The following is a 23,631-nucleotide window of genomic DNA, read 5'->3' on the forward strand; positions in this document are numbered from 1 at the left end:
TATGGATGTATTTCTTCAACAAGTGATCAATGGACTGGTTCAAGGCAGCATGTACGCCTTGATTGCCTTGGGTTACACCATGGTCTACGGCATCATCAATTTGATCAATTTTGCGCACGGTGAAGTGCTCATGGTGGCTGCGCTCACCAGTTGGTCAGTGATTGGATTGATGCAAGAGTCCATGCCAGGTTTGCCGGGTTGGCTCATGTTGCTGATCTCTTTGATCATTGCCAGTGTGGTGGCCGCAACGCTTAACTTTGCGATTGAAAAAATTGCCTACCGTCCTTTACGCAACAGCCCCAAGTTGGCGCCCCTCATCACGGCCATTGGTGTCAGCATCTTGCTGCAAACCTTGGCGATGATCATCTGGAAGCCCAACTACAAACCTTATCCTACCTTGTTGTCTGCCACCCCCATTCAAGTGGGCGGCGCTGTGATCTCCACCACGCAAATCATGATCTTAGGCGTCACCGCCATTTCATTGGCCTTGCTCATGTGGTTGGTCAATTCCACCAAGTTGGGCCGTGCCATGCGCGCCACCTCCGAGAATCCACGCGTTGCGGCTTTGATGGGTGTCAAGCCCGACATGGTCATCTCCGCCACCTTCATCATCGGCGCTGTTTTGGCGGCCATTGCAGGCGTGATGTTTGCCTCCAACTACGGCACTGTGCATCACAGCATGGGCTTCTTACCTGGCCTCAAGGCCTTTACAGCTGCGGTCTTTGGCGGCATTGGCAACTTAACCGGCGCTGTGGTGGGCGGTATCTTGCTGGGCCTCATTGAGTCCATTGGCTCGGGCTACATTGGTCACCTGACCGGTGGAGTGTTGGGCAGTCACTATGCCGATATTTTTGCGTTCATTGTGCTGATTGTGGTGTTGACCCTGCGTCCTTCGGGCTTGATGGGTGAACGCGTGGCCGATCGCGCTTAATTGGGAGTTCAAAACATGAATCTTTCTAAAAATACAAAAGCGATGGCCTTGGGTGTGGTGCTCTTGATCTTGCCCTTGGTGTTGCAGCAGTTTGGCAATGCTTGGGTGCGCATTGCCGACATGGCTTTGCTCTACGTCTTGTTGGCCGTAGGTCTTAATATTGTGGTGGGCTATGCAGGTTTGTTAGACCTTGGCTATGTGGCTTTCTTTGCCGTGGGTGCTTACATGTACGGCTTGTTGGCATCGCCCCATCTCTTTGAAACCTTCCCGGCCATTGCAGCCATGTTTCCGGGTGGCTTGCACATGCCCTTGTGGGTGATCGTGCCGGTAGGTGCAGCGCTGGCCGGTTTGTTTGGCATGCTGTTGGGTGCACCCACCTTGAAGTTGCGTGGTGATTATTTGGCCATTGTCACCTTGGGCTTTGGTGAAATCATCCGTGTGTTTTTGAACAACTTGGACCAACCCGTCAACATCACCAACGGCCCCAAGGGTTTGAACCAAATTGATGCCATCCATTTCTTTGGCATTAACTTGGGCAAGAAGCTGGATGTGTTGGGCTTTGAAGTGGCCTCTGTCAGCTTGTACTACTACTTGTTCTTGGCTTTGGTGTTGGTCACCATTTTGATTTCCTATCGCTTGGAAATTTCCCGCATTGGCCGCGCATGGATGGCCATTCGTGAAGACGAAATTGCGGCCAAAGCCATGGGCTTGAATACGCGCAACTTGAAACTCATGGCTTTTGGCATGGGTGCCACATTCGGCGGAATTTCTGGCGCCATGTTCGCAGGCTTCCAAGGCTTCATCTCTCCCGAGTCTTTCAGCTTGATGGAGTCGGTCATGATTGTGGCCATGGTGGTGCTAGGTGGCTTGGGTCACTTGCCTGGCGTGGTCTTGGGCGCAGTGCTCTTGTCGGCCTTGCCCGAAATCTTGCGCTACGTGGCAGGTCCTTTGCAGTCCATGACCGATGGCCGCATTGACGCTGCCATTTTGCGTCAGTTGCTGATTGCCTTGGCCATGATCATCATCATGTTGATGCGTCCCCGCGGTTTGTGGCCTTCCCACGAACATGGCAAAGCGCTCCAAGCCAAAGAGGGAGCCTGACATGAACGCAGAAAATCAAATGAGCAAAACTGTATTAAAAGTTGCAGGCATCTCCAAACGCTTTGGTGGCTTGCAAGCTTTGTCCGATGTCGACATGACCATTGAACGCGGTCAGGTGTATGGCTTGATTGGCCCTAACGGCGCCGGCAAAACCACGTTCTTCAACGTCATCACAGGCCTCTACACGCCTGACAGCGGCACGTTTGAATTGGCTGGTAAGCCTTATCAACCTACAGCCGTGCACGAAGTGGCACAGGCCGGTATTGCACGCACCTTCCAAAACATCCGCTTGTTTGCCGAAATGACGGCCTTGGAAAACGTGATGGTGGGCCGCCACGTGCGAACCTCTTCAGGCTTGATGGGCGCCATTTTCAGAACGGCCAAATTCAAACAAGAAGAAGCTGAAATTGCACAGCGTGCACAAGAGTTGCTCGATTACGTGGGCATTGGCAAATATGCCGACTACCGCGCGCGCACTTTGTCCTATGGCGATCAGCGCCGTTTGGAAATTGCACGTGCTTTGGCTACAGACCCCCAACTCATTGCATTGGACGAACCTGCAGCTGGCATGAACGCCACCGAAAAAGTTCAATTGCGCGAACTGATCGACCAAATCCGCAAAGACAACCGCACCATCTTGTTGATTGAGCACGATGTGAAGTTGGTGATGGGCTTGTGCGACCGCGTCACAGTGCTCGACTACGGCAAAAAGATTGCCGAAGGCACACCTGCTGACGTACAGAAAAATGAAAAAGTGATCGAAGCCTATTTGGGCACCGGAGGACATTGAAATGACAGTCACCTTATTGAAAGTCAAAGGCCTGCAAGTGGCCTACGGCGGCATTCAGGCTGTCAAGGGTGTGGACTTTGAAGTGCACGAAGGCGAGTTGGTGTCCCTCATTGGCTCGAATGGGGCGGGCAAGACCACCACCATGAAAGCCATCACGGGCACCTTGCCCATTCACAGTGGCGACATCGAGTACTTGGGCAAGAGCATCGTGGGCCAAGGCCCCTGGGACTTGGTCAAGCAAGGCTTGGCCATGGTGCCAGAAGGCCGCGGCGTGTTCACGCGCATGACCATCATCGAGAATTTGCTGATGGGCGCCTACATTCGCACCGACACCGCCGCCATTCAAGACGACATCGAAAAAGTTTTTCACACCTTCCCGCGCTTGCGAGAACGCAAAGACCAATTGGCCGGCACCATGTCGGGTGGTGAGCAGCAAATGTTGGCCATGGGCCGTGCGCTCATGAGCCGTCCCAAAGTCTTGTTGCTCGACGAGCCTTCCATGGGTTTGTCGCCCATCATGGTTGACAAAATTTTTGAAGTGGTGCGCGATGTCTTTGCGCAAGGCGTCACGGTTTTGTTGGTTGAGCAAAATGCCAGCCGTGCCTTGGCCATTGCCAACCGTGGCTATGTGATGGAGTCCGGTTTGATCTCCATGACCGGCCCTGGTCAAGACTTGCTGAACGATCCCAAAGTTCGAGCCGCTTATTTGGGCGAATGAAAAAAAGGCGCTGAGTTCAGCGCCTTTTTTTATCAGGTGTCAAAAGCTCAATCGACCTTGGCACCGCTGGCTTTCACCACCGGTTCGTACTTGGTCAGCTCGCGCTTCATGAACGCTGCAAATTGTTCAGGCGTACTGCTCACAGGCTCGGCCATCATCAAACCAAAACGTGTTTTGGTTTCTGGTGCATTCAAGGCAGAAGCAAAGGCTTGATGCAAACGCGCCACCACAGCAGGGGGCGTGTTGGCTGGGGCCACCAAGCCCCACCAAGTGTCCACTTCAAAACCTTTCAAAGTTTCGGCCATGGCGGGGATATCGGGCAGGGCGCTGCTGCGCTGTGCCGTGGTGACGGCCAGTGCTTTGAGCTTGCCTGCCTTGATGTTGGGCGCTGCGGTGGCCAAGTTGTCGAAGTTGAAATCGACTTGGCCTGACAACAAAGCCAGCTGTGCAGGGTTGCCGCCGTTGTAGGGAATGTGAACCGCAAAGATGCCTGCATCGCGCTTGAACATTTCGGCGGCCAAATGGCCCGCACTGCCATTGCCACCTGAGCCCACGTTCAGTTTGCCAGGATTGGCTTTGCCATAAGCAATCAAATCGGCCACAGTGTTGATTTTGAGGCGCTGAGCTGTGTCGGCATTCATCACCAGCACATTGGGCACGCGGACCATTTGCGTGATGGCGGCAAAGTCGGTGGCCGCATTGAAGGGCATCTTGTTAAACAGCCAAGGATTGATGGCGTGCGTGGCCACGGCAGAAATGCCAATGGTGTAACCATCGGCAGGTGCTTTGGCCACAATGTCCGCACCCAAGTTGCCACCGGCGCCTGGCTTGTTGTCAATGATCACAACACCCAGCGAGTCTTTGACGCGCTCAGCCAACGCACGTGCGGTGACGTCGATGGGGCCACCGGGTGCATAAGGCACCACCAAACGAATCGGCTTGTTCAAGGCAGGCGCGGGTGCGGCCACGGGTGCAACTGCAGGTGTGCTGGGCTGTGTCTGAGCCGAAGCAAGGCCGCTGAAAAGCGAAGAGGCAGTTATGAAGCCAGCAGACAACAGCCATGTGCGGCGATGGACAAATGTGTTGCGCATCAATTGGACTCCTTGGCCTTGTCGGCTTCCGTGGTGAATGAATCTGCAAAGAAAGCCTCTTCGGGCAGACCTGCTTTGCCAACGTAATCTGCGCGCGCTGAATCCACCACAATGGGTGCGCCGCAGGCATAAACTTGGTAGCCGCTTAAGTCGGCGTGATCTTGCAGCACAGCTTGGTGCACAAAGCCTGTTCGGCCGGTCCATGCATCTTCTGGCAAAGCATCAGACACCACAGGCACGTATGTGAGGTTGGGCATGGCTTTCACTTGCGCTTCCACCCAGTCGCTCATGTACAAATCGGAGGGACGCCGGCCGCCCCAATACAGGGAGGCTGGACGCGTGATGTTCTTGTGCTGCATGTGCTCGATCAAGGCTTTGATCGGTGCAAAGCCTGTACCCGATGCCAATAAGATGATGGGTGCTTGCGAGTCTTCACGCAAAAAGAAACTGCCGTATGGGCCTTCAATGCGCAAAATGTCTTTTTCTTTCATGGTGCTGAACACCACATCGGTGAACTTGCCGCCGGGCATGTGGCGAATGTGCAGTTCCACTTTGGGTGCTGCAGGGTCCAGGGTGTGGGGTGCATTGGCCATGCTGTAGCTGCGCCGTGCGCCATCGCGCAGCAAAAATTCCACGTACTGACCCGCATGGAATTTCATCACGTCGGTGGCAGGCAGTTGCATGATCACTGACATCACATCGTGCGACTTCTTCTCGAGGCTGACCACTCGAACTGGCATTTTCTTGATGGGGAAACTGCCTTCTTCGGTTACTTGGCGGGACTCGAGCACCACATCGCTTTGCGCTGTGGAACAGCAGGTCAAGATCAAGCCTTGCGCCTCCTCTTCAGCACTCAAAGCCTTGGCTTGGTGTTCGCCGTGAACCACGGTGCCAGAAATCTTCTTGCACTTGCAAGAACCACAAGCGCCGTCTTTGCAGCCATAGGGCAGGCCAATGCCTTGGCGAATGCCAGCCGCCAGCAAAGTTTCGCTGCTGTCAGCACTGAAAGTACGGCCACTTGGCTCAACGGTGATTTGGAAGCTCATGTTTTCGTTATCCTAGGGGGGTCTGAAATTCTTTGACCCCTGATTTTGCCTTCAAACCAAACCCCTTTGGGCGCCTTACCTGCTCGCTTTCGAAAAGAGCGCGTTTTGATCATCGGATGTGGTGATGTGGGTCAACGTTCGGCCAAACAATGGGTGGGACGAACCAGGGTGGCCGCCTTGACCTCGAGCCCAGAAAAAGCTACCAGTTTCAGGGCGCAGGGCATTGTTCCGCTGGTCGGTAACTTAGATGCACCCGAAACCCTGCAGCGTTTGTCCGGCTGGGCAACGCGCATTCTTCATTTAGCGCCACCGCCCGCCGACAGAGTGGGCGGCTGGTCGACCGATCCGCGCACCCTGAACCTCGTCAGAGCACTTCAAAAGAGAAGCTTGCCCAAAAGCTTGGTGTATGGCTCAACCAGCGGTGTGTATGGCGATTGTGGTGGCGCCTGGGTGCCCGAAACGCAAACAGTTCAACCCCATACGCCTCGCGCGATTCGGCGTGTGGATGCTGAGCGCATCGTTCGATTTCTTGGCAAAACAGGTGTTCGAACCAGCATTTTGCGAATTCCAGGTATCTATGCAGTAGACCGACCCAGCGGCACACCCCGCGATCGTCTCCTGAAAGGGACCCCGGTTTTGGTAGCGCATGACGATGTTTATACCAATCACATCCATGCCGATGATTTAGCCCGGGCTTGTGTAGCCGCTGTGTGGCGTGGGAAACCGCAGCGCGTGGTGCATGTGACTGACGATACGCATTTGAAAATGGGTGATTACTTTGACATGGCAGCTGACCTGATGGGCTTGCCTCGTCCACCGCGCGTGCAGCGAACACAGGCACAAGAAACCTTGCCACTGATGCTGTTGAGTTTCATGAGTGAATCACGCAGGTTGCAGAATCAACGGCTCAAATCTGAACTCAAGATTCGATTGCATTACCCTACTGTGAGAGAAGGTTTGCTGCCCTTGGCGGCCAAACTTCCGAAGACAATTTGAAAATCTGCGCATGAAATTTTTCCAAGTTATCGGTTGGAACATGTCTGCCGTTCAACGTGTCTATGCTGCATTTTTTCTTTACGCCCTGGCACTGGGAGGTTTGTATCCCCGAATGGCCGAGGTTCAACTCAGCATGGGCGTGGCCGAAGGTGCTTTGGGCTTGGGTCTCATCGGTACAGCGTCGGGCACTCTCATTTCTTTGACCTTTGGAGGCCGATGGATTGAGCGCTGGGGTGCTCAAAAAATCCTATGGTTGGGTCTGCCGCTCGTCACCGTTTTTTATGCCTTGGCTGCATTTGCCACCCATCCCTTTTGGATGTTCATGAGTTTGTTGCCTGCTGGCATTTGCATTGGCGCTATTGAACAGGTGGTTAATCTAGAAGCTGACCGTGTTGAATTTGCGTTAGGTCGCCGCATCATGAACAGGGCGCATGCATTTTGGAGCATTGGCTTCGCATCTGCGGGTTTGTTAGGGGGTTTGGCTGCGCAAGGGGGCTTGTCACCGCAACTTCATTTGTTGGGCATGGTGGCTGTGGTCGCCCTCATGGTGATGCTGCTGTTGGGTGGGTTTGAAGCTGCACCTCACAGGCCACGGATCAATTCAGAAGACGCTCAGAAAAACATTCAGTTCGCATGGCCAACGCCTGCTATTTTGATGTTGGTTGTGGCCACCTTTGCGGCCATGCTGATGGAAGGTGCGGGCATTGATTGGTCTGCCATTTACATGCGTGATGTTTTTTCAAGCAGTCCCTTTGTGTGTGGTCTGGCGGTGGCTGCAGGCGCAACAACCCAAGCAGTGACCCGTTTTTTTGCTGATCGTTTGGTGGAGAGATTTCAACCCGTTCGAGTTGCCAGAGGTTTGATTTTGGTTTTAGGTTTGGGTGTCTGCGCTGTCACTTGGGCTCAAGCTGCATGGTTGGCTTTGTTGGGTTTGGCCTTGATGGGTGTTGGCACCAGTGCCATTTTTCCGCTGGCCATGTCTGCCGCTGCGCAGCGCACTGACAGACCTGCGGCTTTGAATGTGGCCGCTTTGGCGCAAACTTCATTTGTGATTTTTTTGATTGGCCCACCCTTGTTGGGTTGGGTGGCTGAGTACTTCGGCATTCGCGCCACCTTTGCGGTCAGCTTGCCATTGGTGGCGCTCAGTTTTTGGGCTGCGAAGAGCCTGAAAAATTGAAGCCCCGCTTTTCAAGTGCATCGATCAGCGCTTTTGTGAGGTAAGCGCCAAGCAAAGCACCGTTGAAGTCGCCAACGAACATCCAAGCGGCCTCTTGCAGATCAAAGTCACGCGTAGTTTCCAAAATTTGCCAAGCAGTGTGGTGGATCAGTGAATTGCAAATGCAATAAATGAGCGTCAGCGTTGTGAGATCACGCAAATAAGTGAGCTCGACGCGTCTTTTAAAGTAGAGCCTGAAGCCAAAGAGGGCAAGCAATGGCCCGGTCGCTGAGCATGCAATGTTGAACAGTGCAAAAGCCAGTGCTTCATTGAAGTTGCCCATGAGAAACAGGCCGCCCAGAATGCTTGTGAGCGTTCCGTAAACAGGCCCCAACACCAGCAGATTGAACAGCCGCAAAAAAGCAGGCAAATAGATCAGCGAGATATGGTGGTTGATGGTGGCAAAGTCAAACAGCCAACCATTCAGTATGTGCACTGCGGGGTACAGTACAGCTAATGCAATTATTAGCAGGAATAGCATTTCGCAATTAATGTGATTCGATTTGAGAAAAATCGATGGTGCCCGAGGCCGGAATCGAACCGGCACGCCTTGCGGCGGGGGATTTTGAGTCCCCTGCGTCTACCAATTTCACCACCCGGGCAGGATTGCGAAGAACGCGATTATGACATATTTTTTTCGGGTTTTGCATCGGGTCTTTGGTTTTTTGTACTCTGACCGTTGACCGTCATTGCTCTTGATTTTATTTGTCTTATTTGCCCCTTGAGGGGCTTGGGTATTTCAACTTACAGGGCCATCATCATGAATGCGCTGCCACTCAAACTGAGCAGGCCGGTTGCGAGTAACAACTTGGCGTCTTGTTGATTTTCTTTCTGTACTCGTACCAGGCCGCGTACATAACTGCGACGGCAATGATTAAAACGCCAATGGACATGTCAATTGTTTGGATGTCAGTCATATTCTCTCCATGAAATGCGGGGATTGCGATGGAAGCTAAGGTAGTTCAGCAAGCGGTTCTGAAAAAGCAGAAAATTCAATAACAACCATCCTTAAAAAACTGTCATGAGCGTCCATTTCAATTACAAGCACCTTTACTATTTTTGGGTTGTGGCCAAGGAGGGCGGCATCACCAAAGCGGCAGACAAGTTGGACATGGCTGTCCAAACTGTCAGCGCACAAGTTCGTGAGCTGGAAAAGTCTTTGGGCTTTGCGCTTTTGAAACCTGCTGGTCGAGGATTGGTGTTAACGGAAGCTGGCACAGCGGCCATGAAACAAGCAGATCTCATTTTTCAATTAGGTGAAGCATTGCCGTCACATGTTAGAAATGCAGCCAGCAAACCAATGGCGCGATTGACGGTTGGCATTTGTGATAGCTTGCCCAAAATGGTGGCGCATCGTTTGTTGCAGCCCATCATGTCGGTGAAGAATCTAAAGCTCACATGTTACGAGGGTGAACTGGAAGACCTGCTTGGGGACTTGGCCTTGCATCGCCTGGATGTGGTGCTGTCTGATCGCGCTGCACCCAACAACAGCAATCTCAAGTTGTACAGCCATGCGCTGGGTGCCACCGACATTGCCTTATATGGCACCAAAACATGGGTCAAATCGGCACGACAGAATTTTCCGCAAAGTTTGTCTTCAGTGCCCATCTTGCTGCCCACGGCGCATACCGCAATGCGTGATCGACTGGACCGATGGTTTGAGCACAACCACATCACGCCCAATGTCGTGGGCGAGTTTGAGGACAGTGCACTCCTGCAAACGTTCGGTGCCAACGGCATGGGCATATTCCCAGCTGCAGAATGGGTTCAAGAAGACTTGGTGTCGCAGTACGGCGTCAGCAGACTTGGCGCTTGTACCGGTGTTAAAGAGCATTTCTTTGCCATCGGCACAGAGCGAAAAGTACATCACCCCTTGGTTCAGTCGCTGTTGCAACACAAGTGAAAAGGGGGTTGGTTTGAATGTCAGTTGCTGTGACTCTCGGGCTTTGCCGTCTTCACGCTTAGCCACATGGTTGCTGCAAGGACGACCACCACCACAGCCAAAGATGCAACAACAGGTACTTTGTAGACATCCACCAAGCACATTTTGGTGCCAATGAACATCAAAATGACAGCCAAGCCATAGTTGAGTAAATGAAACTTGGAGGCGACATTGGCCAACAAAAAGTACATCGCGCGCAGTCCTAAGATGGCAAAAACATTGCTGGTCAAAACGATGAACGCGTCGTCCGTGATGGCGAAGATGGCAGGGATGGAGTCCACGGCAAAAATGATGTCCGTGATGGCAATCAAACAGATGACCATGAACAGTGGGGTCGCTATCTTCTTGCCATTTTCGACTGTCCAAAACTTTTCACCGTCGTAAGACTTGCTGACAGGTATCAGTTTGTTCAGCAACTTGAGTGCAGGGTTGTCATCCAAGCTGGGTTCCTTGCCGGCAGCCCACCACATCTTGATGCCAGTGAGTACCAGGAATGCACCAAATACATAAAGAATCCAGTGAAACTGGGCCAGTAGCCAACCACCGATCAAGATCATGACGGTGCGCAACACAATGGCGCCCACAATGCCAATCATGAGCACCCTTTTTTGATAGTGCGAGGGAACAGCAAAGTAGGTGAAGATCATTAAGAAGACAAAAATGTTGTCAACAGCCAGAGACTTCTCAATCAGATAGCCTGTTAAAAATTCGAGGGCTTTGTCGTTGGCCATTTCAGTGGAGTTGGCAGTGTCTTTCACGGCCCACCACAACAGACCGTTGAACAAGAAGCTCATGACAATCCAAACCACGGACCAGCGCAGCGCATCTTTCATGCTCATGTCTTGAGAGCCTTGTTTTTTGAGCATCCAAAAGTCAATGAACAAGGAGACTAAAACAATGACCACAAAAGTGATCCAAAGCCAAAGAGGGGCAATTGTTTGCATGATGTGAGTGTCTATCAAGTTGTTGTGGATATGAAATTACAAAAAAACGTTGAGGAGTCCTCTGTTTTTTTTTGTATTAAATCACAACAATACTTCGGAAAATTAGGATGGTTGATTCCTGGTTTGCGAAGGGTTGTCAGTCCAACATCACGCGCGGCGCTTTATGGGGCTGCTTATGGCAGCACGTTGCTGAACACAATCAATAAAACCACCGTCGCAATCAAAAAGAATTTCAAGATGAATCCAGTTTTGTCTTTGCCTTCGGGCTCTCCAGCTTGATCCTTCGAGCCTTCTGAGTGTTTTTCGGACGCAGGTGGCGCTGGTAATTTGAACTTGGACTTCAAGCGACGAAGGGCACCTTGCATAACAACTTGAATCATAGAGTTCTCCAAAATTTGATTATGAATGAAACTCTAACCGCCTCTGAATAATCTAATATTTATCAGGTCTATATCAAAGGGTTAGCATAGGACCATGAGTTCCTTGGACCTAACCCTGCTTTACCTCCTTGCTGCAGTGCTTGGGGTGGCCGCTTGTCGGGTTTTCAAATTGCCACCTATGCTTGGCTACCTGGCGGTGGGCGTGGTCATTGGTCCCAATGCGTTGGCACTGGCCCAAAATTCTGAAGGCATTCGCCATTTGGCCGAGTTTGGCGTTGTGTTCTTGATGTTTGTCATTGGCTTAGAGTTCAACTTGCCCAAACTCAAAAGCATGCGGCGCCATGTCTTTGGCTTAGGCTCCATGCAGGTCATCCTCACCATGGTCTGTGTCACTGTGGGGTCGATGTTTTTGGCCAGCATGGCGCCATCCATTTGGCAAATGCGTTGGCAAACCGCCTTGGCTTTGTCGGGCGCCTTGGCCATGAGCAGCACAGCCATTGTGATCAAGCTCATGGTGGACCGTTTAGAGCTTGACTCGGAGCATGGCAAGCGCGTGGTGGGCGTCTTGTTGTTTCAGGATTTGGCCGTGGTGCCTTTGTTGGTTCTCATTCCCGCTTTGGGTTCGGCACCTGAGCAAATGGCCATGTCTTTGTTGTTGGCCGGCATCAAGGCCGTCTTGCTGTTGACGCTCCTTCTCACGGGTGGGCAACGCGTCATGCATGCTTGGCTAACTTTGGTGGCCAGGCGTCAAAGCCAAGAGCTGTTTGTGCTGAACATTTTGCTCACCACATTGGGCTTGGCCTGGCTCACTGAAATGGCGGGTTTGAGTTTGGCGCTGGGTGCTTTTGTGGCCGGCATGTTGATTTCTGAAACCGAATTCAAACACCAAGTTGAAACCGACATCAAGCCTTTTCACGATGTATTGCTGGGCCTGTTCTTCATCACCATTGGCATGATGCTCGATTGGCGCATTGTTTGGGATCGTTGGGAATTCGTGTTGCTGCTGGTCACTGTGCCTGTAGCTTTCAAGTTTTTGCTGATTGCCGCGTTGACAAGGCTGAGTGGCGCCAGTGAAGGTGTTTCTTTAAGGACAGGTTTGTACTTGGCACAAGCCGGTGAATTTGGTTTTGTCTTGTTGACCTTGGGCAACCAAAATCAACTCATTCCGGCTGATTGGTTCAACCCTGTGCTGGCCAGCATGGTGCTGTCGATGCTGGCCACACCTTTCATTGTGATGAATGCCAATCGGTGGGTTATGAAATGGGCCAACAGCGATTGGTTGCAGCAGTCTTTGCAAATGACCCAAATGGCACAGCAAAGCATCAGTACGGAGCAGCATGTCATCATCTGCGGCTATGGCAGGTGTGGTCAAAACTTGGCCAGATTGCTGAAAGCGCAAAACATTCCCTACATGGCCCTTGACCTCGACCCCGATCGTGTCAACGGTGCCTTGGCGCAAGGGGATCATGTGGCATTTGGTGACGCCGCCAGATTGCAGTCCCTGATGGCGGTGGGTTTAGCCAGGGCCAGTGCTGTGGTGGTCACTTACCTCGACAATGCGTCATCCTTGCGCGTGGTTGCCTTAACTCGAGAGCACGCACCCAAGGTTCCTGTGGTGGTGCGGACCAAAGATGATCGGGATCTTGAAAAGTTTCAAGCAGCCGGCGCGACAGAAGTGGTGCCTGAGTCCGTCGAGGGATCATTGATGCTGGCGACACACGCATTGGCTTTGATGGGCGTACCCATGAAACGGGTGATTCGCATGGTGCAAGCGCAAAGGCAGCAGCGCTATGAACTGCTCAGAGAGCAAACATTTTCGGAAGAATCTGAAGACGCAAGTCCCCGTTAACGCATTGGGGAATCAGTACACCCCAGCCAGTTGAGGCTTAGGGGTTGCAGACATCACACTGTGCTGCTGAAGCCCAAGTGTTGAGCTCTTTGATTTTCGCGTACCCGCAGTTGGCGCAGGACCATTGCTCGGCTTTGGGCAGTCGCGTAGGGGTGTGGCATGTTTTGCACAAGGCCCCTGCAATGAGTTGGGTCAGGCCGAATCCAGGCAATTGACATTGGGGGCAATGCGAGCCCAACAGCGCCTGAAGTTTTTCTGCAGTTTGCGCAATCACGTTCATGCGTGTGGGGTTCATGTGGGCGCGCATGTCGGTTTCAAGCCATAACGATGAATTGAGTGCCAAGGCGCTCTTCACCAGTGCTTGAAATGCATCCGGATCTTGAACACCTTTTTGAAAATAAGAATCTGATGGACTTCCCACAATCAAAGCATGGCTAGGAAACCGCGATTGCTTTGCAAATTCTTCAGCCTCTTCAAGTGAGGTGATACGCTGCGAAGCAAAATTAGTGTCTGCCGTACCGTGCACAGCGTAAATGGCATGCTGATGTGCGGCGTCCCAGAAGGCCAATACTTCGTAATTCCAAGGCAAAAGATGGATCTGCGGATGGGGGCCAAAGGCGCCTTCACTGCCCAATCCAAAGGCATGGCCTGTCAATTCACACGCCAGTTGTGCTTTCTTCAAAGCCGTTTGCATTTGGCTTAATTCGCGGGCTTTCTCGTTGGTGAAGGTGCCCAAGGTGTCTGTGTTGAAAGCGTCATGCAGAACGACGTCAAAACCACTTTTCGCCATGGCTTTTTTGACAGCCACATCTTTGTGGTGACAAGTTAAGAATGCGAGGGTTTGCGCCATGTCATGACCGTTCAAGCGACATACTTTTGCGCAATTTGAAAATAGAAGGGAATGCCCAGAATGATGTTCAGCGGAAACGTCAGACCCAAAGACAGGCCAAGGTACAACGTGGGCGAAGCTTCCGGTATGGCCAGCTTCAAGGCGGCGGGCACAGCAATGTAGGACGCGCTAGCGGCAAGCACCATGAGAAGAAATGAATCTCCCAAGGACAGTTGAAGCGCCAGTGCAACCATGAGGGCAATGCCGCTGTGAATCAAGGGGCCCAAAGTGGCGTAGGCCATGAGCCACGGTGACTGTCCCTTGAGGTTCGGAAAGTTTTTGGCAGTGGTCAAGCCCATGTCCAGTAAGAAGAAGGCGAGCATGCCCTTGAACAAGTCCACCGAAAACGGCGCCATCATTGCTTTGCCTTGGTCGCCCGACAAAATGCCCACCAACATGGCGCCAAGCAAAAGAAGTTGCGCGCCATCCGTCAATGACTCGTGGAGGGTTTGACGCAAGCTGTGGACTTGTCCATTCGAAGTTGTCGCAGTCTGAGTTCGCACTGAGTTGACCCAAAAAACAGCCAACAAAATAGCTGGCGATTCCATCACGGCCATGGCCGCCGACATGTGGCCTGAATAGGACACTTGTTGACCGTCTAAAAATTGCACACTGGTGATAAAGGTGACGGCGCTGACGGAGCCATATGTGGCGGCAATTGCCGCGGCGTCAAAGGGGCCAGTTAGTTTTTTGAGAACTTGGTAGCCCGCCAAAGGAATGATGATGGCAAGCAGCAGGGCGGCACCTAAACCCTTGACAACCTCGAGTGTCAAGCCAGACTGTGCTAAGGCAAATCCACCCTTGAGGCCCAGTGCCATGAGCAGGTAAAGCGATAAAAATTTGGAAATTGGGGCGGGTATTTCCAAATTCGACTTGACCAAGCCCGCACCAACCCCGAAAAGAAAAAACAAGATGGCTGGGTCCATGAAGTTGTTCAGCATGATCTTGTTTGTCTTTTTATCTTGAAGGCACGTGTGCGGAGATTTTTATGGAATCTCTTTAACCTTTCCTGATGTATGTGATTTCAGCAGGAAGCCTGGTCCTTTAACGCAGTTGGCCGGCTGCCAGCAAATCTTTGACATTGCTGTCACCGCCGACCAAGACGCCTTCTACAAACACCATGGGGAAGGTGGGCCAGCCGGTCCACAATTTGAGGGCATTTCGTTTGCGCCAGTCGCTGAAATAACTGCCGTATTCCAAATAATGATGTTGGATGTTGGCATCAGAAAGGCGTTTGCGAACGGCTTTGCACATGGGGTTTTGGCGCATGCCCACCACGACAACGCGATGTTGGGCGATGGCTGCTTGCACCTCTTCCACCACCTCACGGTGATGGTTGGCAATGAAGCCCTGAATGGCGGGATGAATGTGGGATTCGTTCAAAATGTGTCTTGGCATGGCGCGTCCTCAAAAAGATGAAATATTTGGGCAAAGCCTGATTCTGACGAAATGACAAGGCCTCGATGTTCGAAGGATAATGCGGAAATGACGTACCCAACCCTTGACGAATCCATTGGCAACACACCCCTGGTGAGGTTGCAACGCCTGTCCGCCGAGTTGATGACCCCCAAAGGCAATGTCATTCTGGGCAAACTTGAAGGCAACAACCCAGCAGGCTCGGTCAAAGACCGCCCCGCGCTGTCCATGATCAAGCGCGCGGAAGAACGCGGCGAAATCAAGCCCGGTGACACCCTCATCGAAGCCACCTCCGGCAACACCGGCATTGCCTTGGCCATGGCCGCTGCCATCAAAGGCTATCGCATGATTTTGATCATGCCCGAAGACCTGTCGATTGAGCGCGCTCAAACCATGAAGGCCTTTGGTGCTGAACTCATTTTGACCCCCAAGAGCGGCGGCATGGAATACGCCCGCGATTTGGCGGACAACATGGCTGCGCAGGGCAAGGGCCGCATCCTGGATCAGTTTTCCAATCCAGACAATCCACGCGTTCACTATGAAACCACAGGCCCCGAAATCTGGGCGCAAACCGAAGGTCGCATCACGCACTTCGTGAGTGCCATGGGCACCACCGGCACCATCACGGGGGTGTCGCAGTTTTTGAAAGAGAAGAATCCCAAGGTTCAAATTGTGGGCGCACAACCCAGCGAGGGTTCGCGCATTCCTGGCATTCGGAAGTGGCCTGAAGAGTATTTGCCCAAAATTTACAACCCAGCCAATGTCGATGAGCTGATCTACGTCAGCCAAGACGATGCAGAGGACACTTGCCGTCAGATGGCCCGTGAAGAAGGCTTGTTTACTGGCATTTCAGCCGCGGGAGCATGCTGGGTGGCGCAGCAAATCGCTGCACGCGAAAGCAATGCCACCATCGTTTTCATTGTGTGCGATCGCGGTGATCGTTACCTTTCAACCGGAGTGTTCCCTGCATGACCGAATATCGCTTTTGTCCTTGTTGCGGTGCGCCGCTGTCGTGGTTGCCGCAAATGGAAGATGGCGGTGAAAAATTGCGCTTGCGTTGCACCGAATGCAGCTTCACGCATTGGAACAATCCCACGCCGGTGTTGGCTGGCATTGTGCAAGTGGGCAATCAAATTTTGTTGGCACGCAACGCCGCTTGGACCGGCCGTAAATTTGCGTTGATCACTGGCTTCATGGAAGCGGGTGAAACACCTGAAGAAGGCATCTCCCGTGAGATTGCAGAAGAAACCAACCTGCAAGTCAGTGCACTCAAACTCATTGGTGTGTACGACTTCCAGCGCATGAACCAAGTCATCATTGCTTATCACGCTTTGGCCTCTGGCAACGTTCGTTTGTCGCCCGAGTTGGCAGAATACAAGATGTTCAACTTTGATGAGTTGGTGTGCTGGCCTGCGGGTACAGGCTATGCGCTGGGCGATTGGCTGCGCACCATCGGAATTGAGCCTAAGTTCATGACTTGGGAAGAGCGAGATGCGCAAGGACGCACTTCGGAATAACAGCCTGAAAAGAAAAAAGAAGAGATTGCAAAATGAGCTTGTCGTTTGACGTTGAACTGGACACCTGTGGTTTGAATTGCCCCTTGCCTATTTTGAAGGCCAAGAAGTCATTGACGGCCATGACCTCAGGTCAAGTGCTGAAAGTGCTGTCCACCGATCCAGGCGCTTTGCGCGATTTTGAAGCCTTTGCCAGGCAAACGGGCAATGAGTTGTTGGCCCAAGAAACAGAAGGCGAACGTTTTTTGATTTGGTTGAAGCGTCGCTGAAAAAAAGCTTCACAGAGTGAAGCTTTTGAGATGTTCGATTTGAGTTCAAAGACTCAAAGTTTTCAGATAGGCTCTGAAAGCTTCACCCACTTGAGGGTGTTCCAAAGCCAATTCAACTGTGGCTTCTAAGAAACCCTCTTTGCTGCCGCAATCGTAGCGTTTGCCTTCGTATTGAAAGGCGTACACAGCCTCTTTGGATTTCAAACGTGCTATGGCATCGGTCAACTGAATCTCGCCGCCAACCCCTGTGGGTTGATTTCGGATCTCATCAAAAATACCTGGGGTGAGAATGTAGCGACCCGCAACACCCATGCGCGAGGGCGCTTGCTCGGGTGCAGGTTTCTCTACAATTTGTTCGACGCGAATCAATTGCTTGCCAGCGGATTCGCCAGCCACAATGCCATAGCGTTTGACGTGCGCTAGAGGTACCTCTTGCACCGCCAAAATAGAGCGACCTTGCTGCTCATACGCTTTGACCATTTGGGCCAATACAGAAGGCCCACCTTTGCGACCTACCATGAGGTCATCTGCCAACAACACTGCAAAAGGTTCGCGACCCACCATGGCTTCCGCACATAAAACAGCGTGTCCCAGGCCAAGCGAGCGGGGCTGACGTACATAGGCGCAAACCATGTCGTCGGGCTGCACAGAGCGGACCAATTTCAACAACTCGTCCTTCTGGGCGCTTTCCAATTCGGTTTCGAGTTCGTAAGCGGTGTCAAAGTGATCTTCAATGGCGCGTTTGCTGCGGCCAGTGACGAAGATCATGTGGCGCACGCCTGCTGAGTAGGCTTCTTCAACAGCGTACTGAATGAGCGGCTTGTCCACCACGGGCAACATTTCCTTGGGTGCCGCTTTGGTGGCTGGCAAGAAACGAGTGCCCAAACCAGCGACTGGAAAGACGGCTTTGCGAATGCTGGGTTGATTGCTCATGGCTGTGCTTTCATTGTCAAGATTTGGCAGGCGTCGCTTCAAGCTGGCTAAGCTGGGCTTTCACTTTCAGCAAGGTGGCCTCAAAGTCAGCCACGCGCTTTCGTTCTTGATCGATCACTGCGGGTGGGGCTTTGGCCACAAAGGCCTCATTGCTCAGCTTGCCATTGGCTTTGCCAATTTCGCCCTCTAAGCGGGCCACTTCTTTGCTGAGACGAATCTTCTCTGCGGCCACGTCCACTTCCATGAACAAGCACAGACGCGCTTCGCCCACCACGGCCACAGGCGCAGCGGCGGCAGCCTTGGTCCACTCGGCTTCGTTGTCAAACACTTTCACTTCGTTCAACTTGGCCAAGGCTTGCAACACGGGTCCAGCAGATTTCATGAACTCTGCATCGCCCAATACATACAAAGGTAATTTGGTGGCAGGCGAGACGTTCATCTCACCGCGCAAATTGCGGCAGGCATCCACCAGCGTTTTGAGCTTGGCCACATGCGCCTCTGCTTGTTCGTCGATGCGCTCGGGTTGTGACACAGGGTAGGCCGCAATGCTGACCGAAGGACCTGCACGACCCGCCACGGGCGCCACCTTTTGCCACAACTCTTCAGAGATGAAGGGGGTGATGGGGTGCACCAAACGCAGAATGGTTTCCAAAACGCGAATGAGTGTGCGACGGGTCGCGCGTTGCTGTGAGGCATCGCCCGTGTTGATTTGCACTTTGGCAATTTCCAAATACCAGTCGCAAAACTCGTTCCACACAAAGTCGTAGATGGCGTTGGCCACGTTGTCCAAGCGATATTCTGCAAAGCCCTTAGCCACGTCGGCTTCGACGCGTTGAATTTTGGAAGAGATCCAACGATCGGCTTGGCTGAAAGTCAAATAACCATGTGCAGGTCCACCCACCGCGCATTCGGCTTTGGTGTGTTCCTTCAGACCACAATCTTGGCCTTCGCAGTTCATCAACACAAAGCGTGTGGCGTTCCACAGCTTGTTGCAGAAGTTGCGATAGCCTTCGCAGCGCTTGCTGTCAAAGTTGATGCTGCGGCCCAAGGAGGCCAAAGCGGCAAACGTAAAGCGCAGTGCATCTGCACCGTAGGCTGGAATGCCTTCGGGGAATTCTTTTTGCGTGTTCTTGCGCACTTGCGGTGCCGTCTCGGGCTTGCGCAAACCTTGTGAACGCTTTTCGAGCAAAGGCTCTAAAGAAATGCCGTCAATCAAGTCGACGGGGTCGAGCACATTGCCTTCTGACTTGCTCATCTTCTTGCCTTGTGCATCGCGCACCAAGCCGTGAATGTAGACATGTTTGAAAGGCACGCGACCTGTGAAGTGCGTGGTCATCATGATCATTCGGGCCACCCAGAAGAAAATGATGTCGTATCCAGTGACCAGCACAGAGGAGGGCAGGTACAAGTCATAGTCTTGTGTTTTGTTGGTGCCTGATGTGGCCACGGCCTCTGGCCAACCCATGGTGGAGAAGGGCACCAAGGCTGAGGAATACCAAGTGTCGAGTACGTCTTCATCGCGCTTGAGTTTCTTGCCTGCACCAGCTTGCGCTTGAGCTTCAGCTTCCGACTTGGCAACGTACACATTGCCTTCTTCGTCGTACCAAGCGGGAATTTGATGGCCCCACCAGAGTTGACGTGAGATGCACCAGTCTTGAATGTTGTTCATCCACTGGTCGTAAGTGTTGACCCAGTTCTCGGGCACAAAGCTCACTTGGCCGGAGTGCACCGCATCAATGGCTTTTTGCGCAATGCTCTTACCTGTGGGGTCTTGGGGGCTGACTTTGTTCACGGCCACAAACCATTGGTCTGTGAGCATGGGCTCGACCACTTGGCCTGTTCGGGCGCATATGGGCAACATCAGTTTGTGGGCTTTGATTTCAATCAGCAGACCTTGTGCTTCCAAGTCTTTGATCACAGCCTTGCGCGCCACAAAGCGGTCCATGCCTTGGTAGGCTTTGGGGCCGTTTTCGTTCACAGTGGCCGTCAATGTGAAGATGGTGATCAGCGGCAAGTTGTGACGCATGGAACATGCGTAGTCGTTGGCGTCGTGAGCGCCGGTGATCTTCACGCAACCTGAGCCAAATTCGCGATCGACAAAGTCATCGGCAATGATGGGGATCTGGCGATCGCACAAAGGCAAATCGACTTTCTTGCCCACCAAATGTTTGTAACGTTCGTCTTCAGGGTGAACGGCCAACGCGCCGTCAGCCAACATGGTTTCGGGACGTGTGGTGGCAATGGTCATGCCTTTTTGCATCACGCCATCAATCAGTTGAGGGCCGTCTGCAAACGGGTACAAGATGTAATGCATCTTGCCGTCGGCTTCTGTGTTTTCCACTTCCAAGTCGGACACCGCGCTTTGCAGCACTGGGTCCCAGCTGACCAGGCGCTTGCCGCGGTAAATCAGACCTTGCTCGTACAACTTCACAAAGGTTTCGGACACCACTTTGGACAGCTTGTCGTCCATGGTGAAGTACTCGCGCGTCCAGTCCACGCTGTCGCCCATGCGGCGCATTTGCTGCGTGATGGTGTTGCCCGATTGTTCTTTCCATTCCCACACTTTGGATACAAAGTTTTTACGGGCTTCGGCAGGCGTTGGGCCCATGTCGTGGCGGCTGAAGCCTTGGCCTTGCAGCTGGCGCTCCACCACAATTTGCGTGGCAATGCCGGCGTGGTCGGTGCCCGGAATCCAAGCGGTGTTGAAGCCCATCATGCGGTGATAGCGCGTGAGGCTGTCCATGATGGTTTGGTTAAATGCATGGCCCATGTGCAGGGTGCCTGTCACATTGGGGGGCGGCAATTGGATGGCGAAGTTGGGGGCGTCAGCCTTGGGCGCTTGGCTGCCGCGATGGCCAGCAATGCCGTAACCGCGTTTTTCCCATTCGGGGCCCCAGTGGGCTTCTAAGGCGGCGGGCTCAAAAGACTTGGACAGGCTTTCAAGGCCGGGTTGCTGAAGGGCGGGGGTGGACTCGTTGCTCATGGGCTGAATGGTTAGAGATTGCCCAGGGGCAATGTCATGAATGTTCTAAAGCCATGATTTTACTGGGCAAGAGCCCTGATTCCCGGCTAATTGCCCATTCCAGTACCCATGAAAGGCAATCCAGGTTGGTTCAGGATCAGTTCTTGGCCGATTCGATGCAATCCCGCAAGACAGCGGCATCGCCAACCTGATTGGCCAGTAGCAAAATCAGGCGCATGTTCAATTGCTCAGACTGCTCAGCGCTGAGGCCCTCATGGGCATTCAGCAGCTGCTCGTAAAAGGTGTCGGCGTCTTGCAGGTTCAGTTCTGTTTTCATTATGATGTCCAAATGTGATCAAAGACCCAAAGACCTGGCAACGGCGCCAACCAACTCACCATTGATCGCTTTGCCTGTGTCGGCCAAATAACCATCAGGTCGAATCAGAGCCCAGCCACCTGATGGCACTGCTGCACAGGCACTTTGCAGGCGGCCTTGCTTGTCCCAAACATGCTCCCGCGCTTGCACGTGATCACCTTGCGTCAAAACTTGCACGCAACGAACAGGGAGACCCGAGAGACTCAGTTCTTGGAGTCGTTTCAAAGATGCTTTGGTTTGCTCACCAAAAACCAAAATGAGCAAGCGGCCATCTGCCCACTGAAGCAGATCATTCAAAGCACCTGTTTTGCCAGGACGCCACTGAATTTTTACGTTTTGAACGGACACGCCGCCGTTGTCACCACAAATGCGCGAGCCTCGATACGTGTTGGCCACAGCCATTCGGCCCGTGTTCACCAAAGAACGTGCAAAGGGATGCTGTTTGGCCAAGCTGATGGTGGCTTTTCTAAAGGCGCGTTCAATGCCATCTGCAGGTCGTAAAAATCGAGCAGTACGGCGTGTCACCTTGACGTTTTCTTGCGCTGCTTCAAGACGTTCGTCGTTGTAGCTTTCAAGGAGTGCTTCATCGGCGTGGCCGCGCAATACCGCGGCCAACTTCCAAGCCAAGTTGTCGGCATCTGCTACACCCGTGTTACCGCCGCGTGCGCCAAAGGGGTTCACAATTTTGGCGGTATCACCCATGAAAAATACGCGGCCCATGCGCAATGTGTTGAGGCATTGGCTCTTGTAGGCGTAGGGGCCCACCCACACGATGTCGACCTTCACGTTTTTGCCAAACTGGCGCTCCAAGCGTTCTCGAACAACGTCTTCGCGGCTGATGTAAGCGGCATCGGCATTGGGTTCCATTTGGTAGTCAATGCGCCACACATCATCGGCCATCAAGTGTTGCCACACTGCGCGGTTTTCGTTGAAAGGGGCTTCAATCCAAGTGTGGCGTTCTGTGGGCGGGCGCGTGTCAAAGCGAACGTCCGCAATGCACCAACGGTCATCGCCTTTTTTGCTTTCCATGGTGACACCTGTCCAAGCATGAAAGGGCGTGTGCGAGCCCGATGCGTCGATCACATGATCGGCTTGAATGTCGTAAGAGCCCTCTGGGGTTTCCACACTGAGCGTTGCGAAATCTTTGTTCTGTTTGAAAGCCTTCACACGCGACTGCCAACGCAAATCAACACTGCCCAGTTCTTGAATGCGTTCCACCAAAAAGCCCTCAATGTAGAACTGCTGGATGTTGATGAACGCAGGTTGTTCTGAGAGGCTGAAATTGCTTTGCTGCTTGAGGTCAAAGTTGTAGACCTCGTCATCACCCGCAAAAGTGCGGCCCACACTCCATTGAATGCCCTTCTTGGCGATGCGATCAAAAATGCCCAGTTTGTTAAAAATCTCGAGAGACTTTTGGGTGTAACAAATGCCGCGGGAGGACGCTCCTTTAACCCCCACTGTGTTGTCTTCGTCTAGCAGCACGGCCTTGATGCCCAAATTGGCCAAGGCGCACGCCAAGGTGAGGCCCGTGATGCCGCCACCCACAATGACCACTGCATGGCGCAAGGTTTTGTTGTTGACCAATTCAGGTGGCTTGACGAAGGGGTATTCAGGTAAGGTGTAACCGGTGCCTTCTGTAAATTCATACCCATTGGTGAATTGAACTTCTTTGAAAGTGGGCGTGTTCATCGCTGTCCTTTGGAATGGTGCCTGTCTCAGGTCGCACTTTAACAATTCTGCTGGCCTGATTTATTGACTAAACTACTTTTGTTTTCGTTTCTTTGTTAGAAATGAATTTTGCAGTGAAATCCTTTTAGGAAAATGACATGGCTGAACTCAAAGGCTCTCGCACCGAACAATGCCTCAAAGAGGCTTTTGCCATTGAATCGCAGGTGCAACTGCGTTACATGTACTTTGCCAACAAAGCAGACTTAGAAGGCAAAAGCGATGTGGCCGCCTTGTTTCGGTCCTCTGCCCAAGGCGAAACGGGGCATGCGCACGGCCATTTGGAGTTCCTCGAGCAATCTGGCGACCCCGCCACAGGCTTGCCCATGGGCAACACCCGCCAAAACCTCGCGGCCGCTGTGGCCAGTGAAACGCACGAGTCCACCCATGTCTATCCCGCCATGGCCAAGACGGCGCGGGAGGAAGGCTTTGATGACATTGCCGACTGGTTTGAAACCTTGGCCAAGGCTGAGCGATCGCACACCCTGCGCTACGAAAAAGCATTGAACGACTTGGTGGATTGAAAGGCGCACATCCCAGCCG

General features: G+C 52.8%; 24 protein-coding genes and 1 tRNA gene. 12 read left to right on the forward strand and 13 right to left on the reverse strand.

Going from position 1 to position 23,631, the window contains the following annotated elements; genetic code table 11:
* Nucleotide 1: 1 nt before the first annotated feature.
* Genes B9Z46_RS06165 through B9Z46_RS06180 form a run of 4 tightly spaced genes read left to right on the forward strand, consistent with a single transcriptional unit; the run spans nt 2 to nt 3,540 of the window.
* Complete coding sequence (locus B9Z46_RS06165; RefSeq protein ID WP_055361352.1) at nt 2–931, forward strand: branched-chain amino acid ABC transporter permease; 930 nt, start codon at nt 2–4, stop codon at nt 929–931.
* A 15-nt stretch (nt 932–946) separates the two neighbouring features.
* The gene (locus tag B9Z46_RS06170) at nt 947–2,032 is read left to right on the forward strand and encodes a branched-chain amino acid ABC transporter permease (protein WP_199220561.1); all 1,086 of its coding nucleotides are present in this window, start codon (nt 947–949) and stop codon (nt 2,030–2,032) included.
* 19 nt (nt 2,033–2,051) lie between these two features.
* Nucleotides 2,052–2,822, forward strand: a complete 771-nt coding sequence (locus tag B9Z46_RS06175) for an ABC transporter ATP-binding protein (protein WP_108255752.1) — start codon at nt 2,052–2,054, stop codon at nt 2,820–2,822.
* Nucleotide 2,823: 1 nt separating this feature from the next.
* On the forward strand, nt 2,824–3,540 hold the full coding sequence (locus B9Z46_RS06180; RefSeq protein ID WP_108255006.1) for an ABC transporter ATP-binding protein: 717 nt from the start codon (nt 2,824–2,826) through the stop codon (nt 3,538–3,540).
* A 47-nt stretch (nt 3,541–3,587) separates the two neighbouring features.
* Here B9Z46_RS06180 and B9Z46_RS06185 read toward each other — a convergent pair whose 3' ends face one another.
* Both B9Z46_RS06185 and B9Z46_RS06190 read right to left on the reverse strand, forming a co-directional pair.
* Nucleotides 3,588–4,631 carry a tripartite tricarboxylate transporter substrate binding protein gene (locus B9Z46_RS06185; protein WP_108255007.1) on the reverse strand — a complete coding sequence of 348 codons (1,044 nt, stop codon included), beginning with the start codon at nt 4,629–4,631 and terminating at the stop codon, nt 3,588–3,590.
* On the reverse strand, nt 4,631–5,677 hold the full coding sequence (locus B9Z46_RS06190) for a CDP-6-deoxy-delta-3,4-glucoseen reductase (RefSeq protein WP_108255008.1): 1,047 nt from the start codon (nt 5,675–5,677) through the stop codon (nt 4,631–4,633). Before B9Z46_RS06190 ends, B9Z46_RS06185 begins: the two co-directional genes overlap by 1 nt.
* Before the next feature lie 45 nt (nt 5,678–5,722).
* Here B9Z46_RS06190 and B9Z46_RS06195 point away from each other — a divergent pair, with 45 nt between their 5' ends.
* Both B9Z46_RS06195 and B9Z46_RS06200 read left to right on the forward strand, forming a co-directional pair.
* Entirely contained in the window at nt 5,723–6,673 is a 951-nt protein-coding gene (locus tag B9Z46_RS06195) for an SDR family oxidoreductase (protein ID WP_108255009.1), read from the forward strand.
* Between the two features lie 10 nt (nt 6,674–6,683).
* Entirely contained in the window at nt 6,684–7,850 is a 1,167-nt protein-coding gene (locus tag B9Z46_RS06200) for an MFS transporter (RefSeq protein WP_108255010.1), read from the forward strand.
* On the opposite strand, the gene B9Z46_RS06205 is transcribed toward B9Z46_RS06200, so the two are convergent.
* On the reverse strand, nt 7,816–8,436 hold the full coding sequence (locus tag B9Z46_RS06205) for a hypothetical protein (protein ID WP_146179230.1): 621 nt from the start codon (nt 8,434–8,436) through the stop codon (nt 7,816–7,818). The two genes, B9Z46_RS06200 and B9Z46_RS06205, sit on opposite strands and share 35 nt — an antisense overlap.
* Nucleotides 8,407–8,491, reverse strand: a tRNA-Leu gene (locus B9Z46_RS06210). Before B9Z46_RS06210 ends, B9Z46_RS06205 begins: the two co-directional genes overlap by 30 nt.
* Before the next feature lie 419 nt (nt 8,492–8,910).
* Between B9Z46_RS06210 and B9Z46_RS06215 the strand changes: the two genes are divergently transcribed.
* On the forward strand, nt 8,911–9,792 hold the full coding sequence (locus B9Z46_RS06215) for a LysR family transcriptional regulator (protein ID WP_108255012.1): 882 nt from the start codon (nt 8,911–8,913) through the stop codon (nt 9,790–9,792).
* Between the two features lie 20 nt (nt 9,793–9,812).
* On the opposite strand, the gene B9Z46_RS06220 is transcribed toward B9Z46_RS06215, so the two are convergent.
* On the reverse strand, nt 9,813–10,775 hold the full coding sequence (locus B9Z46_RS06220) for a TerC family protein (RefSeq protein WP_055361343.1): 963 nt from the start codon (nt 10,773–10,775) through the stop codon (nt 9,813–9,815).
* 173 nt (nt 10,776–10,948) lie between these two features.
* On the reverse strand, nt 10,949–11,155 hold the full coding sequence (locus B9Z46_RS06225) for a hypothetical protein (RefSeq protein ID WP_108255013.1): 207 nt from the start codon (nt 11,153–11,155) through the stop codon (nt 10,949–10,951).
* A 94-nt stretch (nt 11,156–11,249) separates the two neighbouring features.
* Between B9Z46_RS06225 and B9Z46_RS06230 the strand changes: the two genes are divergently transcribed.
* Nucleotides 11,250–13,004 carry a cation:proton antiporter gene (locus B9Z46_RS06230; protein WP_108255014.1) on the forward strand — a complete coding sequence of 585 codons (1,755 nt, stop codon included), beginning with the start codon at nt 11,250–11,252 and terminating at the stop codon, nt 13,002–13,004.
* A gap of 37 nt (nt 13,005–13,041) precedes the next feature.
* Here B9Z46_RS06230 and B9Z46_RS06235 read toward each other — a convergent pair whose 3' ends face one another.
* The 3 genes from B9Z46_RS06235 to B9Z46_RS06245 all read right to left on the reverse strand — a co-directional run bounded on the left by B9Z46_RS06235 (nt 13,042) and on the right by B9Z46_RS06245 (nt 15,291).
* A complete protein-coding gene (locus B9Z46_RS06235; protein WP_146179231.1) occupies nt 13,042–13,854 on the reverse strand; it encodes a DUF6671 family protein in 813 nt (270 codons plus the stop codon).
* An 11-nt stretch (nt 13,855–13,865) separates the two neighbouring features.
* Nucleotides 13,866–14,831, reverse strand: coding sequence for a sodium-dependent bicarbonate transport family permease (locus B9Z46_RS06240; RefSeq protein WP_108255754.1), 966 nt, complete (start codon nt 14,829–14,831; stop codon nt 13,866–13,868).
* A 106-nt stretch (nt 14,832–14,937) separates the two neighbouring features.
* On the reverse strand, nt 14,938–15,291 hold the full coding sequence (locus B9Z46_RS06245; RefSeq protein WP_108255016.1) for a glutaredoxin domain-containing protein: 354 nt from the start codon (nt 15,289–15,291) through the stop codon (nt 14,938–14,940).
* 87 nt (nt 15,292–15,378) lie between these two features.
* Here B9Z46_RS06245 and cysM point away from each other — a divergent pair, with 87 nt between their 5' ends.
* From cysM to B9Z46_RS06260, 3 genes are read left to right on the forward strand one after another with little or no spacing between them, the layout of a single operon-like run.
* Nucleotides 15,379–16,281 carry a cysteine synthase CysM gene (gene cysM, locus B9Z46_RS06250; protein WP_108255017.1) on the forward strand — a complete coding sequence of 301 codons (903 nt, stop codon included), beginning with the start codon at nt 15,379–15,381 and terminating at the stop codon, nt 16,279–16,281.
* Complete coding sequence (locus B9Z46_RS06255; protein ID WP_055361338.1) at nt 16,278–16,826, forward strand: NUDIX domain-containing protein; 549 nt, start codon at nt 16,278–16,280, stop codon at nt 16,824–16,826. The genes cysM and B9Z46_RS06255 overlap by 4 nt, the downstream gene beginning before the upstream one ends.
* Before the next feature lie 38 nt (nt 16,827–16,864).
* Nucleotides 16,865–17,092, forward strand: a complete 228-nt coding sequence (locus B9Z46_RS06260; RefSeq protein ID WP_197274952.1) for a sulfurtransferase TusA family protein — start codon at nt 16,865–16,867, stop codon at nt 17,090–17,092.
* A gap of 45 nt (nt 17,093–17,137) precedes the next feature.
* Here the strand turns inward: B9Z46_RS06260 and galU are convergent, their stop codons facing one another.
* From galU to B9Z46_RS06280, 4 genes are all read right to left on the reverse strand, one after another.
* Nucleotides 17,138–18,025, reverse strand: a complete 888-nt coding sequence (galU, locus tag B9Z46_RS06265; RefSeq protein ID WP_108255018.1) for a UTP--glucose-1-phosphate uridylyltransferase GalU — start codon at nt 18,023–18,025, stop codon at nt 17,138–17,140.
* Nucleotides 18,026–18,041: 16 nt separating this feature from the next.
* Entirely contained in the window at nt 18,042–21,008 is a 2,967-nt protein-coding gene (locus B9Z46_RS06270; protein WP_108255019.1) for a valine--tRNA ligase, read from the reverse strand.
* 136 nt (nt 21,009–21,144) lie between these two features.
* On the reverse strand, nt 21,145–21,324 hold the full coding sequence (locus tag B9Z46_RS06275) for a DUF2783 domain-containing protein (RefSeq protein ID WP_082466905.1): 180 nt from the start codon (nt 21,322–21,324) through the stop codon (nt 21,145–21,147).
* A gap of 18 nt (nt 21,325–21,342) precedes the next feature.
* Nucleotides 21,343–23,052 carry an FAD-dependent oxidoreductase gene (locus B9Z46_RS06280; RefSeq protein ID WP_108255020.1) on the reverse strand — a complete coding sequence of 570 codons (1,710 nt, stop codon included), beginning with the start codon at nt 23,050–23,052 and terminating at the stop codon, nt 21,343–21,345.
* A 137-nt stretch (nt 23,053–23,189) separates the two neighbouring features.
* Here B9Z46_RS06280 and B9Z46_RS06285 point away from each other — a divergent pair, with 137 nt between their 5' ends.
* Nucleotides 23,190–23,612 (forward strand): rubrerythrin family protein, encoded by a 423-nt coding sequence (locus B9Z46_RS06285; protein ID WP_108255021.1) that lies wholly within the window; start codon nt 23,190–23,192, stop codon nt 23,610–23,612.
* Nucleotides 23,613–23,631: the final 19 nt, after the last annotated feature.

Source organism: Limnohabitans sp. Hippo4, from assembly GCF_003063605.1.
In the GTDB taxonomy this organism is placed as follows: Bacteria; Pseudomonadota; Gammaproteobacteria; order Burkholderiales; family Burkholderiaceae_C; genus Limnohabitans_A.